At 40.1% G+C, this 20,566-nt stretch carries 1 protein-coding gene (cut by a window edge); it reads right to left on the bottom strand.

Annotated elements, in window-relative coordinates:
• Positions 1-20,566 carry part of the coding region annotated (locus tag ASE92_RS21155) for a Calx-beta domain-containing protein (RefSeq protein ID WP_235527335.1) on the bottom strand (this coding region is incomplete at its 3' end). Its footprint begins 7,937 nt before the window's first position, so 20,566 of the 28,503 annotated nt are shown.

Raw genomic sequence — 20,566 nt, 5'->3', positions numbered from 1 at the left:
TTGACACCGTTGCTGCATCATTATCTACAATGGTAGCTGTAGCGGTGGCGTTTGCGATTACCACTACTCCACCAGTAATAGTACTTAAACTGGCCGTAAAGGTTTCAGCAGCTTCCGCAATATTATCATTGTTAATTGGCACTGTAAAAGTTAGCGTTGCACCTGCAGGTGAATTACCAGGAAAATCTAACCTGCCGGTTGTTGCTGTAAAATCAGATCCGCTTAATGCTGTTCCACCATCTGCAGAATAGTTTACGCTAAACGCATCCTGAACCGCATTGTTTAAGGTTACGGTAAAGGTTGCAGTTCCTGCAGCTTCGTTAACCGTTGGTGTGGTAGAAATACTAATACTAGCAGTATTTGCATCGAGAATATTGATGATTACTGGCAATATACCCACCGTAATTTTAGGATTATTTGAACTGACCAAAGTAGCTACAACTGTTTCAACACTTTCTGTAACGGCATCAGTTACAACGGGAATAGTAATTGTTCCTATTAACGAACCTGCCGGAATGGTAATCGTTTTTGTTGGAATTGCAGTGTAATCACTTCCTTCGGTTGCATTGCCACCTAAACTATAGGTGATTTGTGTATCAGTAGCAGATGGATTACTTAACGTTACAATAAATGTTCCGCTCATCGGACCGGTTTCACTACCGTTAATGCCACTAGCAATTGTAGCAATGGCATTATCATTGTCAGTAATTGTTACTGCTGCTGTACTTGTAGCAATAGTTACCAATCCGCCTGTTACATTACTAATTGTTGCATTAAAGCCTTCACTGGCTTCAACCAGGTTATCATCATTTACAGAAACGGTGAAAGTTAAAACGGTACCTGCAGCAGCCCCAGCTGGGAATGTTAAAGTGCCATTTGCAGCAATATAATCTGTTCCTGCAGTTGCAGTACCATTACTCGTAGCATAATCTACTGTAAATGCATTTTGAACAGCTGTATTTAAAGTTACCGTAAAGGTTGCTACCCCATCAGCTTCATTTATACTAGTTGGTGTTGCAGCAATACTAATTGTTGCCGTGTTGTTATCTAAAATATTAATGGTTGCCGTTTTATCTGCAGCTGTTGGCGTTAAGCTTACTAAAGGATTGTTACTAGAAATTAAAGTAGCCACCACATTTTCAGTTCCTTCTACAATTGCATCGGGTACTACAGGAATTGTTATTGTTCCTGTTGTTGCTCCTGCCGGAATAGTGATTGTTTTAGTAGTAATTGCAGTATAATCACTGCCTTCTGTTGCAGTACCATTTAAAGTATAGGTTATTACTGTTGGTTGTGATGAAGGATTACTTAAAGTTACAGTGAAAGTTCCTGCAACTGCTCCATTTTCATTTCCATTAGTGCCAGCAATAACAGTCGCTATCGAAGAATCATCATCTGAGATGTTGACAATTGCTGGTGTAGTAAGCGCAGTAATTGCAGCATTGTTGGTTGCGGCAGCCATTGTTAAAATTACTGTTTCATTTCCGTCAGCAATGTTATCTTCCAATACCGGAACATTAATTTTAACAGTTGTTTGTCCGGCTGGAATAGTTACCGTTGTACCAATTGAAGTATAATCCAATCCACTAATTGCGGTTCCATTTACAGCGTAAGTAATTTGAGTATCGGTAGTGGATACATTACTTAACGTAAAGGTAAACTCGCCAGCAACAGTTGGTTCAGCACCATCTTTTGAAGCGGTAACCGTAACAGTTGCAGTTGTATTATCTGCAATATTAAGGGTTGCTGGTAAACTGTTTACGGTTCCAGCAGTATTTGTGGATGCTGTTAAAGTTGCGATAACTGTTTCTGTTCCCTCTACCAATACATCGCTCAATACAGGAATAGTAATGATTCCTGTAAGTTCGCCTGCAGGGATTGTTATGATTCGTGATGTTATTGTACTATAATCTGTTCCTTCAGTTGCCGTTCCGCTTAAAGTATAGGTTATGGTTGTTGGTGTTGATGATGGATTACTTAAAGTCACCGTAAATGCGCCATCAACAGGACCATTTTCATTACCTGAACTTCGAGGTGTAATGTTAGCGATTGAAGTATCATTATCAGTAATGGTTAATGTAGCTGAATTAGTTGCAATAGTTACCAAACCACCAGTTACATTGCTAATAATTCCTGTTAAGGTTTCACCAGGCTCTACCAGATTATCATTGTTAATTGGAACTGTAAACGTAAGTGTTTGGCCCGCAACAGAACCTCCCGGGAATGTTAATGTCCCACTAGTTGCTGTATAGTCAATACCTGAGCTTGCAGTACCATTCGAAGTTGTGTAATCAACGTTAGTTTCGCTTTGAACTGCGTTATTAAGGGTTACAGTAAAAGTAGCCGTACCCACAGCTTCATCAACACTTGTTGGTGTGGCTGATATACTAACTGTTGCAAGGTCGTTATCGTTAATGGTTCCGATTCCCTCATCCTGTGTAATCGTTACCGGAGCAGTTGCACCACTTAGCGTTACTTTAAAGCTTTCTGCAGCTTCTGTAACATTATCATTATTGATAGGAACAACAATAGTTTGAGTTGCACCAGTTACAGAACCAGCAGGAAAAGTTACTACACCAGTTTTTGCGGTATAATCTGCGCCAGCAATTGCTGTATTGTTTGATGTTGCATAGTTAACCGTTAACTCCTCCTGAACATTTCCTGTTAAGGTAACTGTAAACGTTAGGTTACCCGCACTTTCTAAAACAGCTACACTATTGATGGCTACACTTGCCGCATCATTATCTGTAATAGTTGCAGTTCCGGCAGCTCCAACAACTGGTATCGTTACCACAGAACCAACACTTACACCTGTCAAGGTTGCAGTAAATGTTTCTCCAAGTTCAGTAAAGTTATCATCAATTATTGGAACAGTAAATGTTTGAGTTGATCCTGTTACAGCGCCAGCTGGGAAAGTAACAGAACCTGTTGTTGCGGTATAGTCTGTTCCTGCTAAGGCTGATAAATTTACAGTAGCAAAGTTAACCGTGAACGCCTCCTGCACATTTCCTGTTAAGGTTACTGTGAAAGTTGCATTACCAGCACTTTCGGCAACGGTGATATTGTTTATTGCAACGGTTGCAACATCGTTATCTGTAATGTTTATGGTAGAAGGCGTGGTGTTTGCGGTTATTAAAGCATTGTTAGTTGCAGCAAGCATTGTTAACACTACTGTTTCTGTAGATTCTGAAATCGCATCTTCTAAAACTTGCACTTGAACAGTTGCCGTAGTTTGTCCCGCCGGGATGATAACCGTTGTACCGATAGCGGTATAATCAGGTCCGCTGCTTGCAGTTCCCGTTACACCATAAGTAATTTGCGTATCTGTTGTTGATACATTACTTAAAGTGAAAGTAAATGAACCTGCCGTTGCAGGCTCCGCCCCATTGCTGGTTGCAGAAATAGAAACAGTTGCTGATGTATTATCAAGAATATTAACGGTTGCTGTTTTATCTGTCGGACTTGCCGCAACCGTAACTAAAGTACTATTTGTAGCAATTAAAGTTGCAATTACATTTTCAACCCCTTCTACTATAGCATCAGTTTTTACTGGAATAGTAATCGTGCCAGTTGTTGAACCCGCTGGGATAATTATTGTTTTGGTTGTAATTGAAGTGTAGTCATCTCCTTCGTCGGCAGTGCCACCTAATGCATAGGTAATTTCCGTATCGGTAGACGATGGATTGCTCAACGTAACCGTGAATGTACCTGGTACATTTCCACTCTCATTTCCATTTACACCTGCGGTAATTTTGACCGTTGCTGCATCATTATCAATAATTGTTGCCGTTGCTGTGGCATTGCTGATGATCACCACACCTCCGGTAATTCCACTTAAGGTAGCGCTAAAGGTTTCTGAAACTTCAGCAATGTTATCTACTGTAATTGGAACTGTAAATGTTAATACTGTTCCTGCCGGCGAATTGGCAGGGAATGTTAACGTTCCGTTAGTCGCGGTATAATCTAATCCAGCAGTTGCTGTACCATTACCTGTTGCATAATTAACACTAAAAGCATTTTGAACAGCATTATTTAAGGTTATACTGAAGGTTGCTGTTGCAGCCAATTCATTTACAGTTGGTGTGGTAGCAATACTTACACTTGCAGTATTGGCATCTATAATATCAATTGATGCCGTTCGATCTGCAGGTAAAGTGGTAAGCGTTACCAGAGTACTTGTAGTAGATACAAGATTTGCAATAACGGTCTCTGTACTTTCGGTAAGTGCATCTACTTTTACCGGAATTGTAATTGTTCCGGTAACCTGACCTGCTGGGATAGTAATTGTTTTGGTAGTTATCGCATCGTAATCATCACCTTCTGTAGCTGTTCCGCTTAAAGAATAAGTTATTGTTGTAGGTGTTGATGATGGATTGCTTAATTTAACAATGAATGTTCCATTAACCGCACCAGTTTCATCACCATTTACACCAGAAACAATTGAAGCAACAGCAGTATCATTATCATTAATGGTTACCGTTGTGCTTGCCGTTTCAATGGTTACCAAACCTCCGGTAATATCGCTTAAAGCAGCACTGAAACTTTCATCGATTTCAACTGTGTTATCATTATTAATTGGAACAATAAAGGTTTTGGTTGTTCCAGCGGCAGAACCTGCATCAAAGGTAAATGTACCAGAAGTTGCAGTATAATCTAAACCTGTACCAGCTTTTGCAGTTCCATCTACAGTAGCATATCTAACTGTAAATGAACTTTGAACCGCAGCATTTAAAGTAACTGTAAAAGTAGCCGTACCCGAATTTTCATTAATCACAGGTGTTGTAGAAATGCTTACCGCTGCTGCATTATTGTCGAAAACATCTATACTTGCGGTTTTATTTACCGCACTTGGCGTGATGGCAACAAGTGCATTATTAGTTGCTACTAAAGTTGCAATTACAGTTTCAGTGCCTTCAACACTTGCATCCGCATTAATTGGAATGATAATCGTTCCCGTTGTAGCACCTGCAGGTATAATGATTGTTTTAGTACCGATGATGGTATAATCATCACCCTCTGTTGCAGTACCACTTAAGTTATAGGTTACCTCTGTATCAATAGATGATGGATTGGCTAAAGTAACTATAAATGTTCCATTTGCTGGTCCGCTTTCATTTCCATTTGTACCAGCAGTAATGGTTACTACCGAAGCATCTGTATCTGTAATTGTTGCGGTAGTGGTCGCATTGGCAATAGTTACCAAAGTACCAGTTACATTAATGATGGATGCAGTAAATGATTCAGATTGCTCAACTACATTATCATTGAGAATAGGAACCGTGAAAGTAAAGACTGTTCCCGCTGGCGAACCAGCAGCAAAAATATGATCATTGGTTGTTGAGGTATAATCTGAACCTGCTTTTGCAGTTCCATCTGCCGTTGCATAGGTAACGGTGAAGGCATCTTGAACAGCATTATTCAACACAATGTTAAATGTTGCAGTTCCTGCAGCTTCATCATAACTAATAGGTGTAGCAGAAATACTTACGCTTGCGCTATTGTTATCTAAAATATTAACCGTTGCAGTTGCAGGATTAACCGTAATAGCTCCAGTTGATGGCGTTAATAATTGTGCGATAACCGTTTCTGTTCCTTCTGTCAATAAATCAGGTTTAACATTAACTGTAATTGTGGCGGTAGTTTCACCTGCCGGAATGGTTATCGTTTTAGACGCAATGGCATCGAAATCTGAACCTTCGTTTGCGGTTCCTGTTAAGGCGTAGGTAATTTGTGTATCAGTCGATGATGGATTATTTAATGTAACTGTAAATGTTCCGTTAATTGGTCCATTCTCGTTGCCTTGTATACCTGCTGTAATAGTAGCAATTGAAGTGTCATTATCGGTAATCGCTGTAATTAATGTACTTGTTCCTAAAGAAGCAGGACCAGTGAGCGATCCAATATTAATGGTATAGGTTTCTGCAGTTTCAACGATATTATCATCTGCAATAGTAACTGGGAAATTGATTATTCCACTTGCAGCCCCAACAGTTGCCCCTATTGGGAATGTGATTGTTGATGAAGTGAAGGTGTAATCCGCACTACTAGCGGTATTAGGTGTAATTCCGGTTTGTACGGTAACTGGCGCTGTTAAAACTGTTCCAGGAGTTCCTGTTAAGGTTACCGTGTAATTTACTGTCCCAGCGTTTTCGTTCACTGTTGCCGGACCAGATAATACTACCGATGGAGCAATACTTACATTTACAGTAATTGGATCACTCACAACACCATCTGGCGTACTTAAAGTATAAGTGTAACTATCCAATCCGGTATAACCGGTATTTGGTGTGTAGGTTACTTTTCCACTTGCGTCTACAGCCGTGGTTCCGTGCGCTCCATTTGTCGCAAGAACGCTCGCGTTGCTTGCTGTTGCACCATCATTAGCTTTTACATCAGTATTCACTGGTGTATTGGCCAAAGTAGTCACATCATCAGTTATGCCAACTGGTTTAATTGAGATTACAAAGGTTTGGGTATCACTTTGGTCTACTCCACCATTTGTTACGCCTCCATTATCGTGAATAGCTACGGTTACCGTTGCTTTACCTGCAAAATTACCAGCTGGATTATAGGTTAATGTACCATTTGCAGCAATTGCAGGCTGAGTTGTAAATAAGCTGTTGTTATTATTTGATACAATGAAGTTTAGCGTTTGGGTAGCTACTTCATCTGCCGGACCAGCACTTATTTCACTTGCCCAGGTAGTTAAAGTTTGTGTACCAGCTGTTGCATTTACAATCTGGTCTGCACCTTTAGTAAATGATGGCACATCGTTTACTGGCGTAATGGCTAAGTTCACAGTCGCAGTTGCAGTTCCACCATTTCCATCTGATATGGTATAAGTGAAACTAGTGTTTCCATTAAAATTAACTGCAGATGTGAAACTTACCACACCATTTGCCAAGCTAACCATACCTCCTGTTGCTGGTTGTGTGATAGACGTTACTGTTAACGTTTCGCCTGTATCAGGTCCGCTATTATCATTGGCAAGAACATTGATTAAGGTTGCATTACCATCTTCCAATATTGTTTGGCTATCGTTAGTCGCAATTGGGTTGTCGTTAGTTGGGGTTACACTAACAGGAATGATAACGTTTGTACTTCCACCATTTCCATCACTTACTGTAATGGTAAAGCTATCGTTTCCATTGAAGTTGGCATTTGGTGTATATGTGTATGTTCCGTTTGTATTTACGACTACACTTCCGTATGCAGGTGGAGTTGTAAGGATATAAGTTAATACATCGCCATCAACATCGGTTGCTGTTACAGTTCCGTTTTTTGATGTGTCCTCAGCAGTAGTAATTGCAGGAGAACTTGCCACTGGCGCATCATTAACAGGGGTTACATTTACCGGGATAGTAACTGTTGTACTACCACCGTTACCATCACTCACCGTAACTATGAAACTATCCGCACCATTATAATTAGCAACTGGTGTGTAAGTATATGTTCCGTTTGCATTTACAATTACCGTTCCGTGTAATGAGGCCGTAGTTACCGTATAAAGTGGTGTATCTCCATCAACATCAGTTGCTGTAATTACACCGGTTTTAGGGGTATCTTCACTCACAATAATTGCAGGTGAACTTGCTACAGGTGCATCATTTACAGGTGTTACCGTAATTAAAGTGGTTACGCTAACAATTCCACCATTGCCATCACTTACCCTAGTTACAAAACTATCTGTACCATTGTAATTCGTATTTGGCGTGTAAACATAAGTACCATCTGCATTTACAATTACTGTTCCCTTTGTTGGTACTATAGTTACCGTAAATGTTAATGGGTCGCCATCAGCATCCGTAACAGTAATTGCTCCATTTTTAGGGGTATCCTCAAGCGTTGATACCGCAGGAGAATTAACTACAGGAACATCATTAACTGAAGTTATTGTAACTGGAATAGTTACGGTTGTTGTTCCCCCTTTTCCATCAGAAACAGTTGCAGTGAAGCTATCGCTACCATTATAATTTACATTTGGTGTATAGGCATAAGTACCATCTTGATTTACCACTACGATACCATTTGTTGGCGGTGTCGTAATCGTTATCGTTAATGCGTCTCCATCAGCATCTGAAACGGTAATTAATCCACTTTTAGGGGTATCTTCTGCAGTAGTAATTGCAGGCGATGTTGCTACGGGAATATCATTAACTGCTGTTACCGTAACTGGAATATTTACTGTTGCAATTCCGCCATTGCCATCGTTTACCGTAATGGTGAAACTATCAGACCCGTTATAATTTGCGTTTGGTGTATAAGTATAAGTGCCATCAGTATTTACTACCACAACACCATTTGTTGGAGGCGTGCTCAGGGTATATGTAAGTGAGTTTCCTTCCACATCACTTGCTGTAACCATACCATTTTTAGGGGTATCTTCTGCAGTTGTAATTGCAGGAGAACTGGCAACTGGCGCATCATTAACAGGTGTTACGGTGATAGGAACAGTAATTACCGCTGCTCCGCCGTTACCGTCACTTACAGTTATGGTAAAGCTATCCGGACCGTTGTAATTTGCATTCGGCGTATAAGTATAATTTCCGTTAGGATTTAATAAAATAGTTCCGTTAGCTGGAGGTGTTGTTAAAGTAAATGTTAATGGATCGCCGTCTGCATCTGCTGCATTAATTAATCCATTTTGTGGGGTATCTTCTGGTGTTGTGATAGATATTGGTATGGCAGAAGCAGTTGGTGCATCATTCACAGAAGCAATATTTATTGATAACGATGCTGTGGCTGTTGCCCCATTTGTATCACTTACTGTATAAGAGATAATTGGAACCGCACCAAAGTAATTTGCTGCAGGTGTGAAGGTGAAACTACCATTTGCCAAAATGCTGATTGTACCAACAGCTACACCGCCTTGACCAGTGATTGCGACAGGCGTTGTACCTACAGCCTGAACACCAGCCATACCAGCAATGGTAAAGCTAGTTACACTAAATGCATCCCCGTCAATATCTAAATCATTTGCCAATAATCCATTGGCAGCTGTTCTGGTTAAAGTCTCATCCTCGTTAATGTTAGCTGCATCATTTGTTGCAGTTGGGGCATCGTTTACAGGTGTTACCGTAAATATTAAAGTTGCCGAAGCCGTTCCGCCATTACCATCGCTAATGTTGTATGTAATTGTTGGTGTAGTTCCATTATAGTTTTGAGCAGGTGTAAAACTATAACTACCATCTGCACTGATCGTAATGATACCTACATTCGGAATTTCAAATGGTCCATCTACAGGTTGAGTTCCGACAATTCCCGCTACTGTAAAACCAGTAACAGTTAAAGTTTGACCTTCTGCATCTGTATCGTTAGCTAACAATCCATTATTTGCTGTTGTAATAACAATAACATCTTCTAACAATGTCGCTGTATCATTTGCTGCAACTGGCGCATCATTGATTGCATTAATAGTTAAGGTAAGTGTTGCAGTTGCGGTTAATGTGCCATCAGTTAAAGTGTAAACGATTACTGGTACAACTCCGCTATAATTAGCTGCTGGTGCAAATACATAACTACCATTTGCATTAATCGTAATGTTACCCACATTCGGAATTGTAAATGGAGTACCAATAATTGGCGTACCTGTTACCCCGGAAACTGAATAAGCGGTAACGGTATTTGTTGGTCCATCTATATCTGTATCGTTTTCTATTAAACCATTGTCTGCTGTTACCGTTAAGGTAGCATCTTCATCAACATTACCAGTATCATTATCGGCAACTGGTGCATCATTTACCGCAGTAACGTTAATGGTTAAAGTGCCCGTTATAGTTGAGTTTAGCTGACCCTGACCATCTGTAACCGTATAAGTAATTACCGGAACTGAACCATTATAGTTCGCCAGTGGAGCAAATGAATAACTTCCATCGCCACTAATATTAATTGTACCTACATTTGGAATAATAAATGGCGCTCCCAAAGTTGGAGTTCCAGTGCCTGGATTACCAGCAATGGTATAACCTGTTATCGCAAGTGAATTACCATCCACATCACTATCGTTAGATAAAAGTCCGTTTGCAACAGTTTTAACAATACCGGTTTCATCTTCTAGAATAGTCTCAACTTCATTATTAACCAAAGGCTGGTCGTTAACCGGAGAAATGCTGATGTTTACATTTGCATCAACCACTGCATATAATGTGCCATCAGAGCCGTTCCATTTAAAGCTTGTAGAACCATTAAAATTAGTATTAGGTTCAAATGTGATGTTAGCTAAATTTGCAGCACTAATTACTTGATTTGCAGTGATCGCTATTCCGCTCAACTTCAATGTTCCGCTTGCAGGCAAAGTAATTACTTTAATTTCGGCTAATGGATTAGTATCTACATCACTAAATTGAGCGGTGAAATCTGCTGCTGCAAAAGTAATAACTGCATCCTCTAAACCAGATTTAGCTATATCAGCTACTATTGGAGCATCATTAACTGCATTAATCGTAATATTTAATGTACCACTTGCCGTTGCATTTCCTGTTCCACTTTGGTCGCTTACGGTATAAGTTATAGTTGGTACAGTACCATTTTTATTGGCATCTGGCACGAAAGTATAATTACCGTTTTGGTTAATGGTGATGATCCCAAAATTAGGAATAGCGAAAGTTCCAGGAGTTGCTGTTACCGGAATTGTATTTCCGTTTACCACGAAGCTGGTAATTATTAAAGTGGTTCCAGCATCAACATCACTATCATTGGCTAATAAATTTTTAGAAATACCCGGAGAATCTTCTTCGGTTGTTTCTGTTTCGCCAACAATTACAGGTGTATCATTTACAGGAATAACCGTAATTTTTAAAGTTGCAGCTGTTTCTGCGGCAGTTGCCGAAGCATTTCTTGGCAATGGATTATCTACCAAAGTATAAGTTATGGTAGGTACAATTCCATTGAAATTAGTTATTGGTGTGAAAGTATAACTTCCATCAGCATTGACTACAATTTGCCCAACGTTTGGAATAGTTGCGGTATTGCCCGGTAAATATAAAGTCGGGCTTCCATCAATACTAAAGTTTTTAATTGAAACTGGGTCGTTGTCTGGGTCAGAATCTGGCGTACCATCCGTTCTTACATTTCCAGTTGCAACTACATCTTCATTTGTGATTTTTGTATCGTTTGTCGCAATTGGTGCCCGGTTATCTATCGCTACAGAAATAGATAATGTAGCTGTAGCTGATAATGAACCATCGGTTACTGTGTAGGTAATTAATGGAACAGCACCGCTGTAACCTGGCAATGCCATAAACATTAAACTGCCATTTGTATTGATGGTAATGCTTCCCACGCCCGGAATAATTACTGCATTTCCTGGAGTTTGCGTACCTGCAATGCCTGCAATAGTATAACCGCTAATGGTTAGGGTTTGTCCGTCTACATCAATATCATTTGATAATAACCCTGGCGTTGCAATGGTTAATTGTTCACCTTGTTTAATACTGGCAACGTCATTACCTGCAATCGGGGCATCATTTACTGGCGTGATGGTGATGTTTACATTTGCATCTAAATCTGCATAGGTTGTGCCATCAAAACCATTCCACTTAAAAGCTGTATTTCCATTAAAATTAGCAGATGGCACAAAAGTGATATTCGCTAAATCGGTAAGATTTATTTCCTGGTTTACGGTAATGTTAACACCCGCTAATTTTAAATCGCCATTGGCAGGTAAACTCACGATCTTAATTTTTGTAAGTGAATTACCTTCAACGTCTATATATTTGCTTATAAAATCTGTGGCAACAAAGCTGATGGTTGCATCTTCTGCCCCTGTTTTAGGCACATCAGAAACAACTGGCGGATCATTTACAGGAGTAACCGTAATGGTTAAAGTTGCTGTTGCTGTTCCGCCGCTACCATCACTTATAGTATAGGTAATTACTGGAACTTCACCATCAAAATTAGCAACTGGAACAAATGTGTAGCTACCATCTGCATTAATGGTAATGCTCCCTACACCTGGAATTGAGAATTCAGAACCAATAGTTGGCATACCCACGATTCCTGTATAGGCAAAGCCTGTAACTGCCAAAGTTGTTCCAGCATCAACATCACTATCGTTTGCCAGTAATCCATTTACAGCTGTTCTTGCTAAGGTTGCATCTTCTAAAATAGTGGCCGCATCATTAACAGCTATCGGATTATCATTTACCGGTGTAACTGTTAAAGTTAAGTTTGCTGTAGTACTTAATGAACCATCTGTAACTGTATAATTAATTATTGGAACTGTGCCATTAAAGTTGGCTACAGGTATGAAAACATATCCACCATTTGCCGAAATATTAATACTACCAACATTTGGAATAATTACTGGTGTTCCTAAGATTTGTATACCTGAAATACCTGCAATTGTATAACCAGTAACTGTTAATATATTTCCATCAACATCTGTATCATTAGCCAATAAACCTGTTGTTGGCGATGCCGTAACTGTTAAAGTTGCATCTTCCGGAATAGCGTTTGTATCATTAACCGCAACTGGCGCATCATTTACGGGAGTAATTGAAATGGTTAAAGTCGCTGTCGCTGTTCCGCCGCTACCATCACTTATACTATAGGTAATTACTGGTACTGCACCACTGTAGTTCGCTAACGGAGTAAATAGATAACTTCCATTTGCATTAATGGTAATTGAGCCAATGCCTGGAATAGTAAATGGTGTACCAACTGTTGGTGTGCTCGCTATGCCTGTATAGGTATAACCAGTAACTATTAAAGTTGTTCCTGCGTCAACATCACTATCATTTGATAACAGACCAGCGCCAGCAGCAACATTTAATACATTATCTTCTACAACTGTGGCGATATCGTTTGCCGCAACCGGTGCATCGTTAACCGGGTTGATGGTAATATTTACATTATCAGTAGCAACTGCATAAGTTGTTCCATCAAAGCCATTCCATTTAAATGTTGCTATACCATTATAGTTAGCATCTGGTACAAAAGTAATATCAGCTAAAGCTGCCAAAGCAATTTCCTGACCGGCGGTAACATTAACGCCACTCAATTTTAGCAAGCCATTTGCTGGTAAGGTTACAACCTGGATTTTAGTTAAAGTATTACCATCAACATCTGTAAAACTATTGGTAAAATCTGCGGCAGTAAAACCAATGGTTGTATCTTCATTTACGGATTTTGCAACGCTTGTTACAACTGGTGCATCATTTACCGGGGTAATTGTGATGTTCACGTTTGCAGGCATGGTATAACCAATTCCGTCATTTGCATTCCATCTGAAAGATGTACTACCATTAAAATTACTACCCGGTACAAATACCAAATTCGGAATATCAGCAGCTTGTATTTCTTGTCCGGCAGTAACCAAAGCTCCGTTTAATAATAAAACACCTTGCGCTGTTGGTGGTAAATTGCTAATCTGGATTTTATTTAATGCATCCCCCTCTGGATCTGAATAATTATTGGTAAAATCATTTAAGGTGAAGGTAATTTGAACATCTTCTGCGGTAGTTTTATTAATTGGAGAAATTGTAGGCAAATCGTTAACAGATGTTAAAACGATGTTTACATTGTTATTAGTTGCCGCATATTCAGTTCCATCATTTCCGTTCCACTTAAAGGTAACCGGTCCGTTGTAATTAGCGAAAGGCTCAAAAGTAAGCTGAGCTAAATTAGCTACCAGGATTTCTTGATTTGCAGTTACTGCAACGCCATTCAATTTTAAAATACCTTGCGAAACCGGAGGCAATGTTTCAATTCTAACTTTGGTTAGTGCGTCTCCGTCTGCATCGGTAAATTGACTGGTAAAATCTGTTGCTGTAAAGGTTAAAATCACATCTTCCGCTCCTGTTTTGCCAACAACCCCAACCAGCGGTTTATCATTAACAGCCGCTATCGAGAGGATAATATTTGCAGGCGAAGCAGCGTAATCCACGCCATCATTTCCATTGTAACTAAACGTTACATTACCATTAAAATTAGCGGTTGGTACAAAAGTGATCAGCGCTAAATCGGCAACTGATATTTCCTGATTAGCGGTAACATTTACGCCATTCAGTTTTAATAAACCTTGGGCTGGCGTTGGTAAAGTATTGATCCTAACTTTAGCCAAAGTACCATCTACATCTGTGAATTGATTGGTAAAATCTGCAGCTGCAAATGGAACCGTCGTATCTTCTGTTCCTGTTTTATTGATATCTGCAACTACTGGAATATCGTTAACTGCCTGAATATTTAATGTTGTTGTTTTGATATCTGTTAAAGGTGCACCACCTGTATTGCCTAAATCATTTATCAACGTAGTTAAAGCAATGTTTCCATTTAGGTTGGCAAACGGGGTAAATGTTACTTTATTGGCAGCAATAAAGGCGTTAATATTTGCAATGGTTCCAGTAATGGTAACTGACCTTGTACCCGCCCCTCCGATTACAATACCTGTTTCACTTGTTGCAGCAAAGGTACCCTGATTTGCAGGAACGCTTAGTGTAGCTGTTACTGAATTATTACCCGCATCACGATCTACAAAACTAATTCCTGTGATTGCTTTTGGCGTATCTTCCGTTAGAACAATAGTTGCTGGTACGGTTGCTACCGGAGCGATGTTATAATCTTCTCTCCAATCTCTTTGTGGTGTACCAGGTGTGTCTAAATTTGGGAACGAAGTAGGCGTTTGTCCGTTAGTTGGATTAAATGCGGCATCGTTGTTATCGAAGTTATTATCTAAACCATCTTTATCAGCATCAGCACCTGATGCAACAATATTTGCTACACCATCATTGTCTGTATCGTATGCTTCAATGGTATCGCTATCGCCATCGTTATCAGAATCTAAGTCTAAATAATCTGGCTGATCTGTGCCATCACTATTTACCGGAGTTAAACCATTTGTTGCTTCATAAGCATTATCCAAACCATCACCATCTGAATCAATTCCAGTCGGCGCGATATAGTTTGCTGTAGCTTGTGCCTCGATGTTATCGGGAATACCATCACCATCAGAATCTAAATCTAAGAAATTAGGGATTCCATCTCCATCAAGGTCGCCGGCACCTTCAACAGTATCCAAAATACCATCATTATCAGAATCGATATCTAAATAATTCGGAATGCCATCACCATCCGCATCTTTCACTGTCATTGGTGTTCCAGAAGGTTCACCAGTTAAACTACCCGTATTGTTATTATAATCATCAACCAAGTCGTTGATTCCATCATTATCAAAATCATTTGTAAAACCGATACCAGCTTTTCCGTCACCGTCGGGGTCTGGTCCGCCATTTTCAATTACGTCATTAATACCATCATTATCAGAATCCAGGTCTAAGAAATCTGGAACACCATCACCATCTTTATCTCTCGGTGTATAACCGCCATTTGCAGCTAAAGGAATTCCGTTTGCATCAACCTTGTTTCCAACTAAACCAATTCCTGGTAAACCATTATTATCTGGGTCAGAACCACCAGCTTCAATCACATCTGGAATACCATCACCATCAGAATCAAGATCATGATAATTTGGCAAACCGTCTCTACCACCTGTATCCAATATGCCATCTACTGTATCTAAAATCCCGTCGTTATCATCATCTAAATCTACTCCATCTGGCACCCCATCTTTATCATAATCTGTTGAAGCTCTCCAATCTTTTTCGCCACCTGGAACTTGTGTATTTGGCATGCTGGCTGGTGTTTGACCACCATTTGTAGCATACCTGGTTACATTCGGATTTCCATTATCATTATCATAGATATCTGCTAAACCATCGTTATCTGCATCTGGCAAAACATCCATTATTCCATCGGCACCGTTTGCACCGGTTTGGTTATTTTTTACGTCAACTTCCAGCGGACTTACTACCGCGTTTTCCAACCAATCTCTAAACCCGTCATTCTCCGAATCAGTATCTACATAATCTGGGGCACTACCTCCATCAATATTTGAATAACCAGAAGCAACACCACCATTATTAATGTCATAAGCATTATCAATACCATCACCATCGGTATCAATACCTGTTGGCGCAACATACACTGTAGTTGGTAAACCTTCAATATTGTCAATGATACCATCGTTATCTGCATCAATATCTAAATAATTAGAAAGACCATCAAAATCACGATCCTGATTAAACAAACTGCTAATGGCTACAAAATCTGGATCATTTAAATCTGATAAACCATCTCCATCAGCATCTACTATCGGTCCAGTTCCAATGATACCATCGTTATCACCGTCTACAATGTAGAAAGCGGCTTCGTAATTATCAGGAATACCATCTGCGTCGGAATCAAGATCTAAATAATTGGGTTTTCCATCTTTATCTTTATCCTGAATGACTAAAGCTGTTCCGCCTGCTGCCGGATCCAATGAATCCAATAAGCCATTTCCATTTACATCTACAAATGTTCCTATTCCAAATCTTCCATCTTTATTAGGGTCGTTTGCAGGATTTCCATTCGATTCAATTGCATCAACAATGCCGTCATTATCAGAATCAACATCTAAATAATTTGGTATGCCATCACCATCTTTGTCAGTATTGCCTTCAACGATATCTGTTATACCGTCGTTGTCATCATCCAAATCAATTGTATCCGGCACACCATCTCGGTCTGAATCTATGGTCAAATTAATAGCGGTGGAATTTACTGCCGCACAAGCATTATCAGATTGTGTGATAGCCGCCCTGTACTTATAACCTTCCATAGTTTGGTTAACCCTGGTTATGGTTAGTGCAGTAGTTGTAGCACCACTGTAAGTTGCGTTATTGGTAATGTTGGTAAAGTTTACACCATTATCTGTACTCACTTGCCATTGAATTTGGCGTGTACCAGAACCTCCGGTTGCCGCTACTGTAATGGTTACATTACTTAAAGCTTTTACATTTTGATTAACGGGTTGAGTAGAAATCGTACTTGCAGTACCAACTGTTATAACCACTGGAGTTGTAGGTGCAGATTGACAAGTTACCGCTCCGGTTGTTGATATTGTTGTTCTACGGTATTGGGTAGTTTGAGTTAAAACACCTGGCGAATAGCCTGCTGAATTTGCTCCGGAAATGATTGTCCAGCTGGTACTGTTTGTAGAGCTTTCCCATAAGTAAGATAATGTACCTCCACCTGTACCATTAGCGGTTGAAGTTATTGGCGCAGCAGCAGTATTTGCACAAATGGTTTGATTAGCTGCAATTGTTCCGGCAGTGATAACACTTTGAACAGTTACATCAATATTAAAGGCAGTTCCCGAACAGTTATCCAACACTGGCGTTACCACATATCTAACTACAGCATTTATCGATGAAGAATTTGTTAACGTTTGGCTGATTGGAGCTGAAACCGAAGTGGCTTGATTGCTAAAACCAGTAACATCAGTACCATTTAAGAGGCTGGCTGTCCAGGTATATTTTAGATTAGCATTTGACGTAGTTGGAGAAACAGAGAATGAATTACCACTACAAATAGCAGCCGGATTAGATGCTGACGCGGTGATTGTTGGTCCAATGGTAACGGTAATGGTAAACGCATTTCCACTACAAATTCCATTGGTTGGTGTTACGGTATAAATAACTGTGGCAGTTGTTGATCCTGTATTGGTTAAGGTTTGATTAACTGATGTTGCTGCTGTACCGCTGGATGTTCCTGAAACTGTACCTCCTGAAGTTGAAGGTGCCGACCAGGTATAAGTTGTTCCTGCAGGCGCTTCAACTGGCCGAAAATTGAAATTACCGGCAACGCACAAATTATAATTTTGATTAGCGATAACTGGTCGTTGCGTAACACTAACGGTAAATGGTGAAGATGGCGCTTCAGCGCAACCACCGCCTGTAACTATTGCCCTGTAGGTTGTGGTTACATTTAGGTTGGTATAGTTTAAAGTTGTTGTTGTATTTGCAGGCGTGTAGGTAATCCAGGTTGTACCCCCATCTGTAGAATATTCCCATCTCACTACAGATGCGGTTGTTGCACTCAAAATCAAGGTACCACTGCTTCCACTACAAACATTTGCCGTACCCGTAATTGTACCGGTTGATGTAATTACAATGGTATGTGTAGCTGTTTTAGAAGAACATCCTGCAGCTGTAGCAGTTACTATTGCGGTTCCGGAATATAATGGAGAAAATGTTACTTCTCCAGTAGCCGGATCGATAACCGCTTGCTGACTGGTTGTGTTAATGCTATAAGTTATCCCAGTTGAGTTGGTAGCTGTTGCTGAATAGGTTTGAGTTCCCGCACCCTGGCACCTGGTTGAAGCCAAACCAGCTGCAAATACCGGCGTTGCGACTATTCCATTTACCTGAATGGTTCCAGATGCTGATACATTCGGATTTCCACCCGTTGAAGTAACAACATAAGCTTTTGGTCCTGTTGTAGTGGCTGTGGGTGTACCAGAAATAGTTAAAACTTTTGTAGCGCTATTATAATTTGCTGTAACGCCAGCAGGCAAACCTGTTACATTTGCACCGGTTGCCGTTCCTCCAATGGCATAGGTAATATTGGTCATAGCCGTGTTGATACACACAGTTTGTGCATCACTTGGCGGCGTGGTAGAAGAGGTTAAAGAAATAGAAGTAATAGGAACAACAGTAACCGAACTTACATCATTCGCGGTATTCGCATCTGATTGTGACCCGGTTATGGTGGCGGTATTGGTATAATTGCCTGAGGAATTCACCTTTGCAGTAACCACTAAAGTTGCTGAACCATTTGGCCCTAATGAACCAATATTCCAAACTCCAGTTGTACCACTATAAGAGGTTCCTGTAGAGGCTACACTACTGATAAAAGTATAACCAGACGGCAATAAATCGTTAACCGAAACCCCAAGAGCAGTACCCACACCACTATTTAACGCAGTTAAGGTGAAACGAACCGTACCATTTATAGGCGGATTTGGATCATCAACTGTTTTGGTAATATTTCGGTCTACATTACAAAGTGCAACCGTAATTGGAACTGATTGTGCTGATGTACCACAACCTAAATTCGTGGTTAATGTGTAAGAACCAGATTCTGTTGGTGAATATGTTCGGTTAGTTGCACCTGTTATTGGAACACCATTTAAAAACCATTGATATGGACCAACAGCACCTGGATCTGCTGAAAGTGTTGCAGTAGCACAACTCCCCTGTGTTAAAATTGGTTTAATTGATTGTTCTGGTAATGGCGTGATAAAACTCGACATAGAATAACCTTGTCCATTCTGAACTAATACTGCATTAACCCTAGAGCCACTTGTAAAAGTGATGGCTGCCGGTGTACCAAGTTCTGTATTGGTAAAATCTATTAAATACAACCCAGTACTTCCCAATTGCCTTCTTACACCAACCCCTGCGACTGTTTCAAGATCACGATTTGTGTAATTTACTGTGCCACCAGTAGTTGTCAATAATATTTTTTCTGTTGCACTTTTCGTAGTAATATATCCGAAATACGAGAGATCCGCCTCGCCATTAGTGCGAAATTTAAAAGTTTTTGCAATCAAACTTCCACCACAATTGGCAATCGGAGCCAATGTCAGCATGTCAACCTCACAATTATCTGCAGTACCAGAATATGCCGCTACATTTTTTGTTGCCGTGATTTTTGAGCTTGAATACTGAATACCAACCTGACTGGTACCATTAGCTACAGCACCAGGAATACCATTTGGAAAAGTGACAAAACTACCTGCGGCAACGAGTGTATAACTGTTTGTTGAGTTTACCGTACCATTCAAATTAAAGTTTGTAACGGTAATTGTGGTATTGGGTAATGTGGCTACCACTGTTGTTTGTTCTGCCACATTGTTACCAGCACTTCTAATTACAACATATTCGTTTCCTAAAGAATTAACTGGTGGAACCGGATTATATACACCATCCCCGCAACCAAGCGGTGTATCGATATGTGCGCCTGCATTCATTACTGCAGGGGCAGATGTTTCTACCAAAGCCCCCAGGGTAGTTTGAAATAAATAACTTTGGCCCGCGTTCAACGTTACTAATGCCGTACCATTTAGCTTAACCGTAGTATTATTTTCTATAGCCATTACACTATACCTTGGCCTTTGAGTAGGCCCATTTAAATCACCATCACGGTAGTAACCCACACGGAAAGCAGTACCAATTGCCGCATCCCCAAAACTAAATAAAGCAGCATTACCTTTGATAAAAGCATCACCTCCGTTCCCAATTGCATCAGATGCTATATTCCGAATATTAACAGTTATGGGATTATTCCCTTCTACAATCATTCCCCTATCAGAAAGCACTGTATTTAAGGCGTTTAATGGCGTTCCGTTGGGTTCGCCAAGAAACCGATAGACTGCTGGCGCAGTAGGTGTTGGCGCAAGAGTCGTTACTACAGCGCCGTTACTCTTCCTTATCGTTACGGCAGTATTAGCCACATTGGTTGTGACTACAATTTCATTCGCACTCGTCCAGTATTGCCAAGGCGCTGGTGCAATATAATGGGTTTTGTAGGTTTGAGCGGAAGCTGTACCCAAAACTAACAGTAGTGAAAAAAATAAAAAAATGAGTAAATGAGTAAAACATTTAACAAACTTATTCGTTAAATAATTGTTAATACCAGAAGCATTTTGTGTGAATCCACACAAAGCGAGTAAATTTTTATTCAT

Source organism: Pedobacter sp. Leaf41 (assembly GCF_001422545.1).
Taxonomy (GTDB): Bacteria; Bacteroidota; Bacteroidia; order Sphingobacteriales; family Sphingobacteriaceae; genus Pedobacter.
Note: the sequence above shows the minus strand (reverse complement) of the source record. Positions and strands in the feature narration are given on the sequence as shown.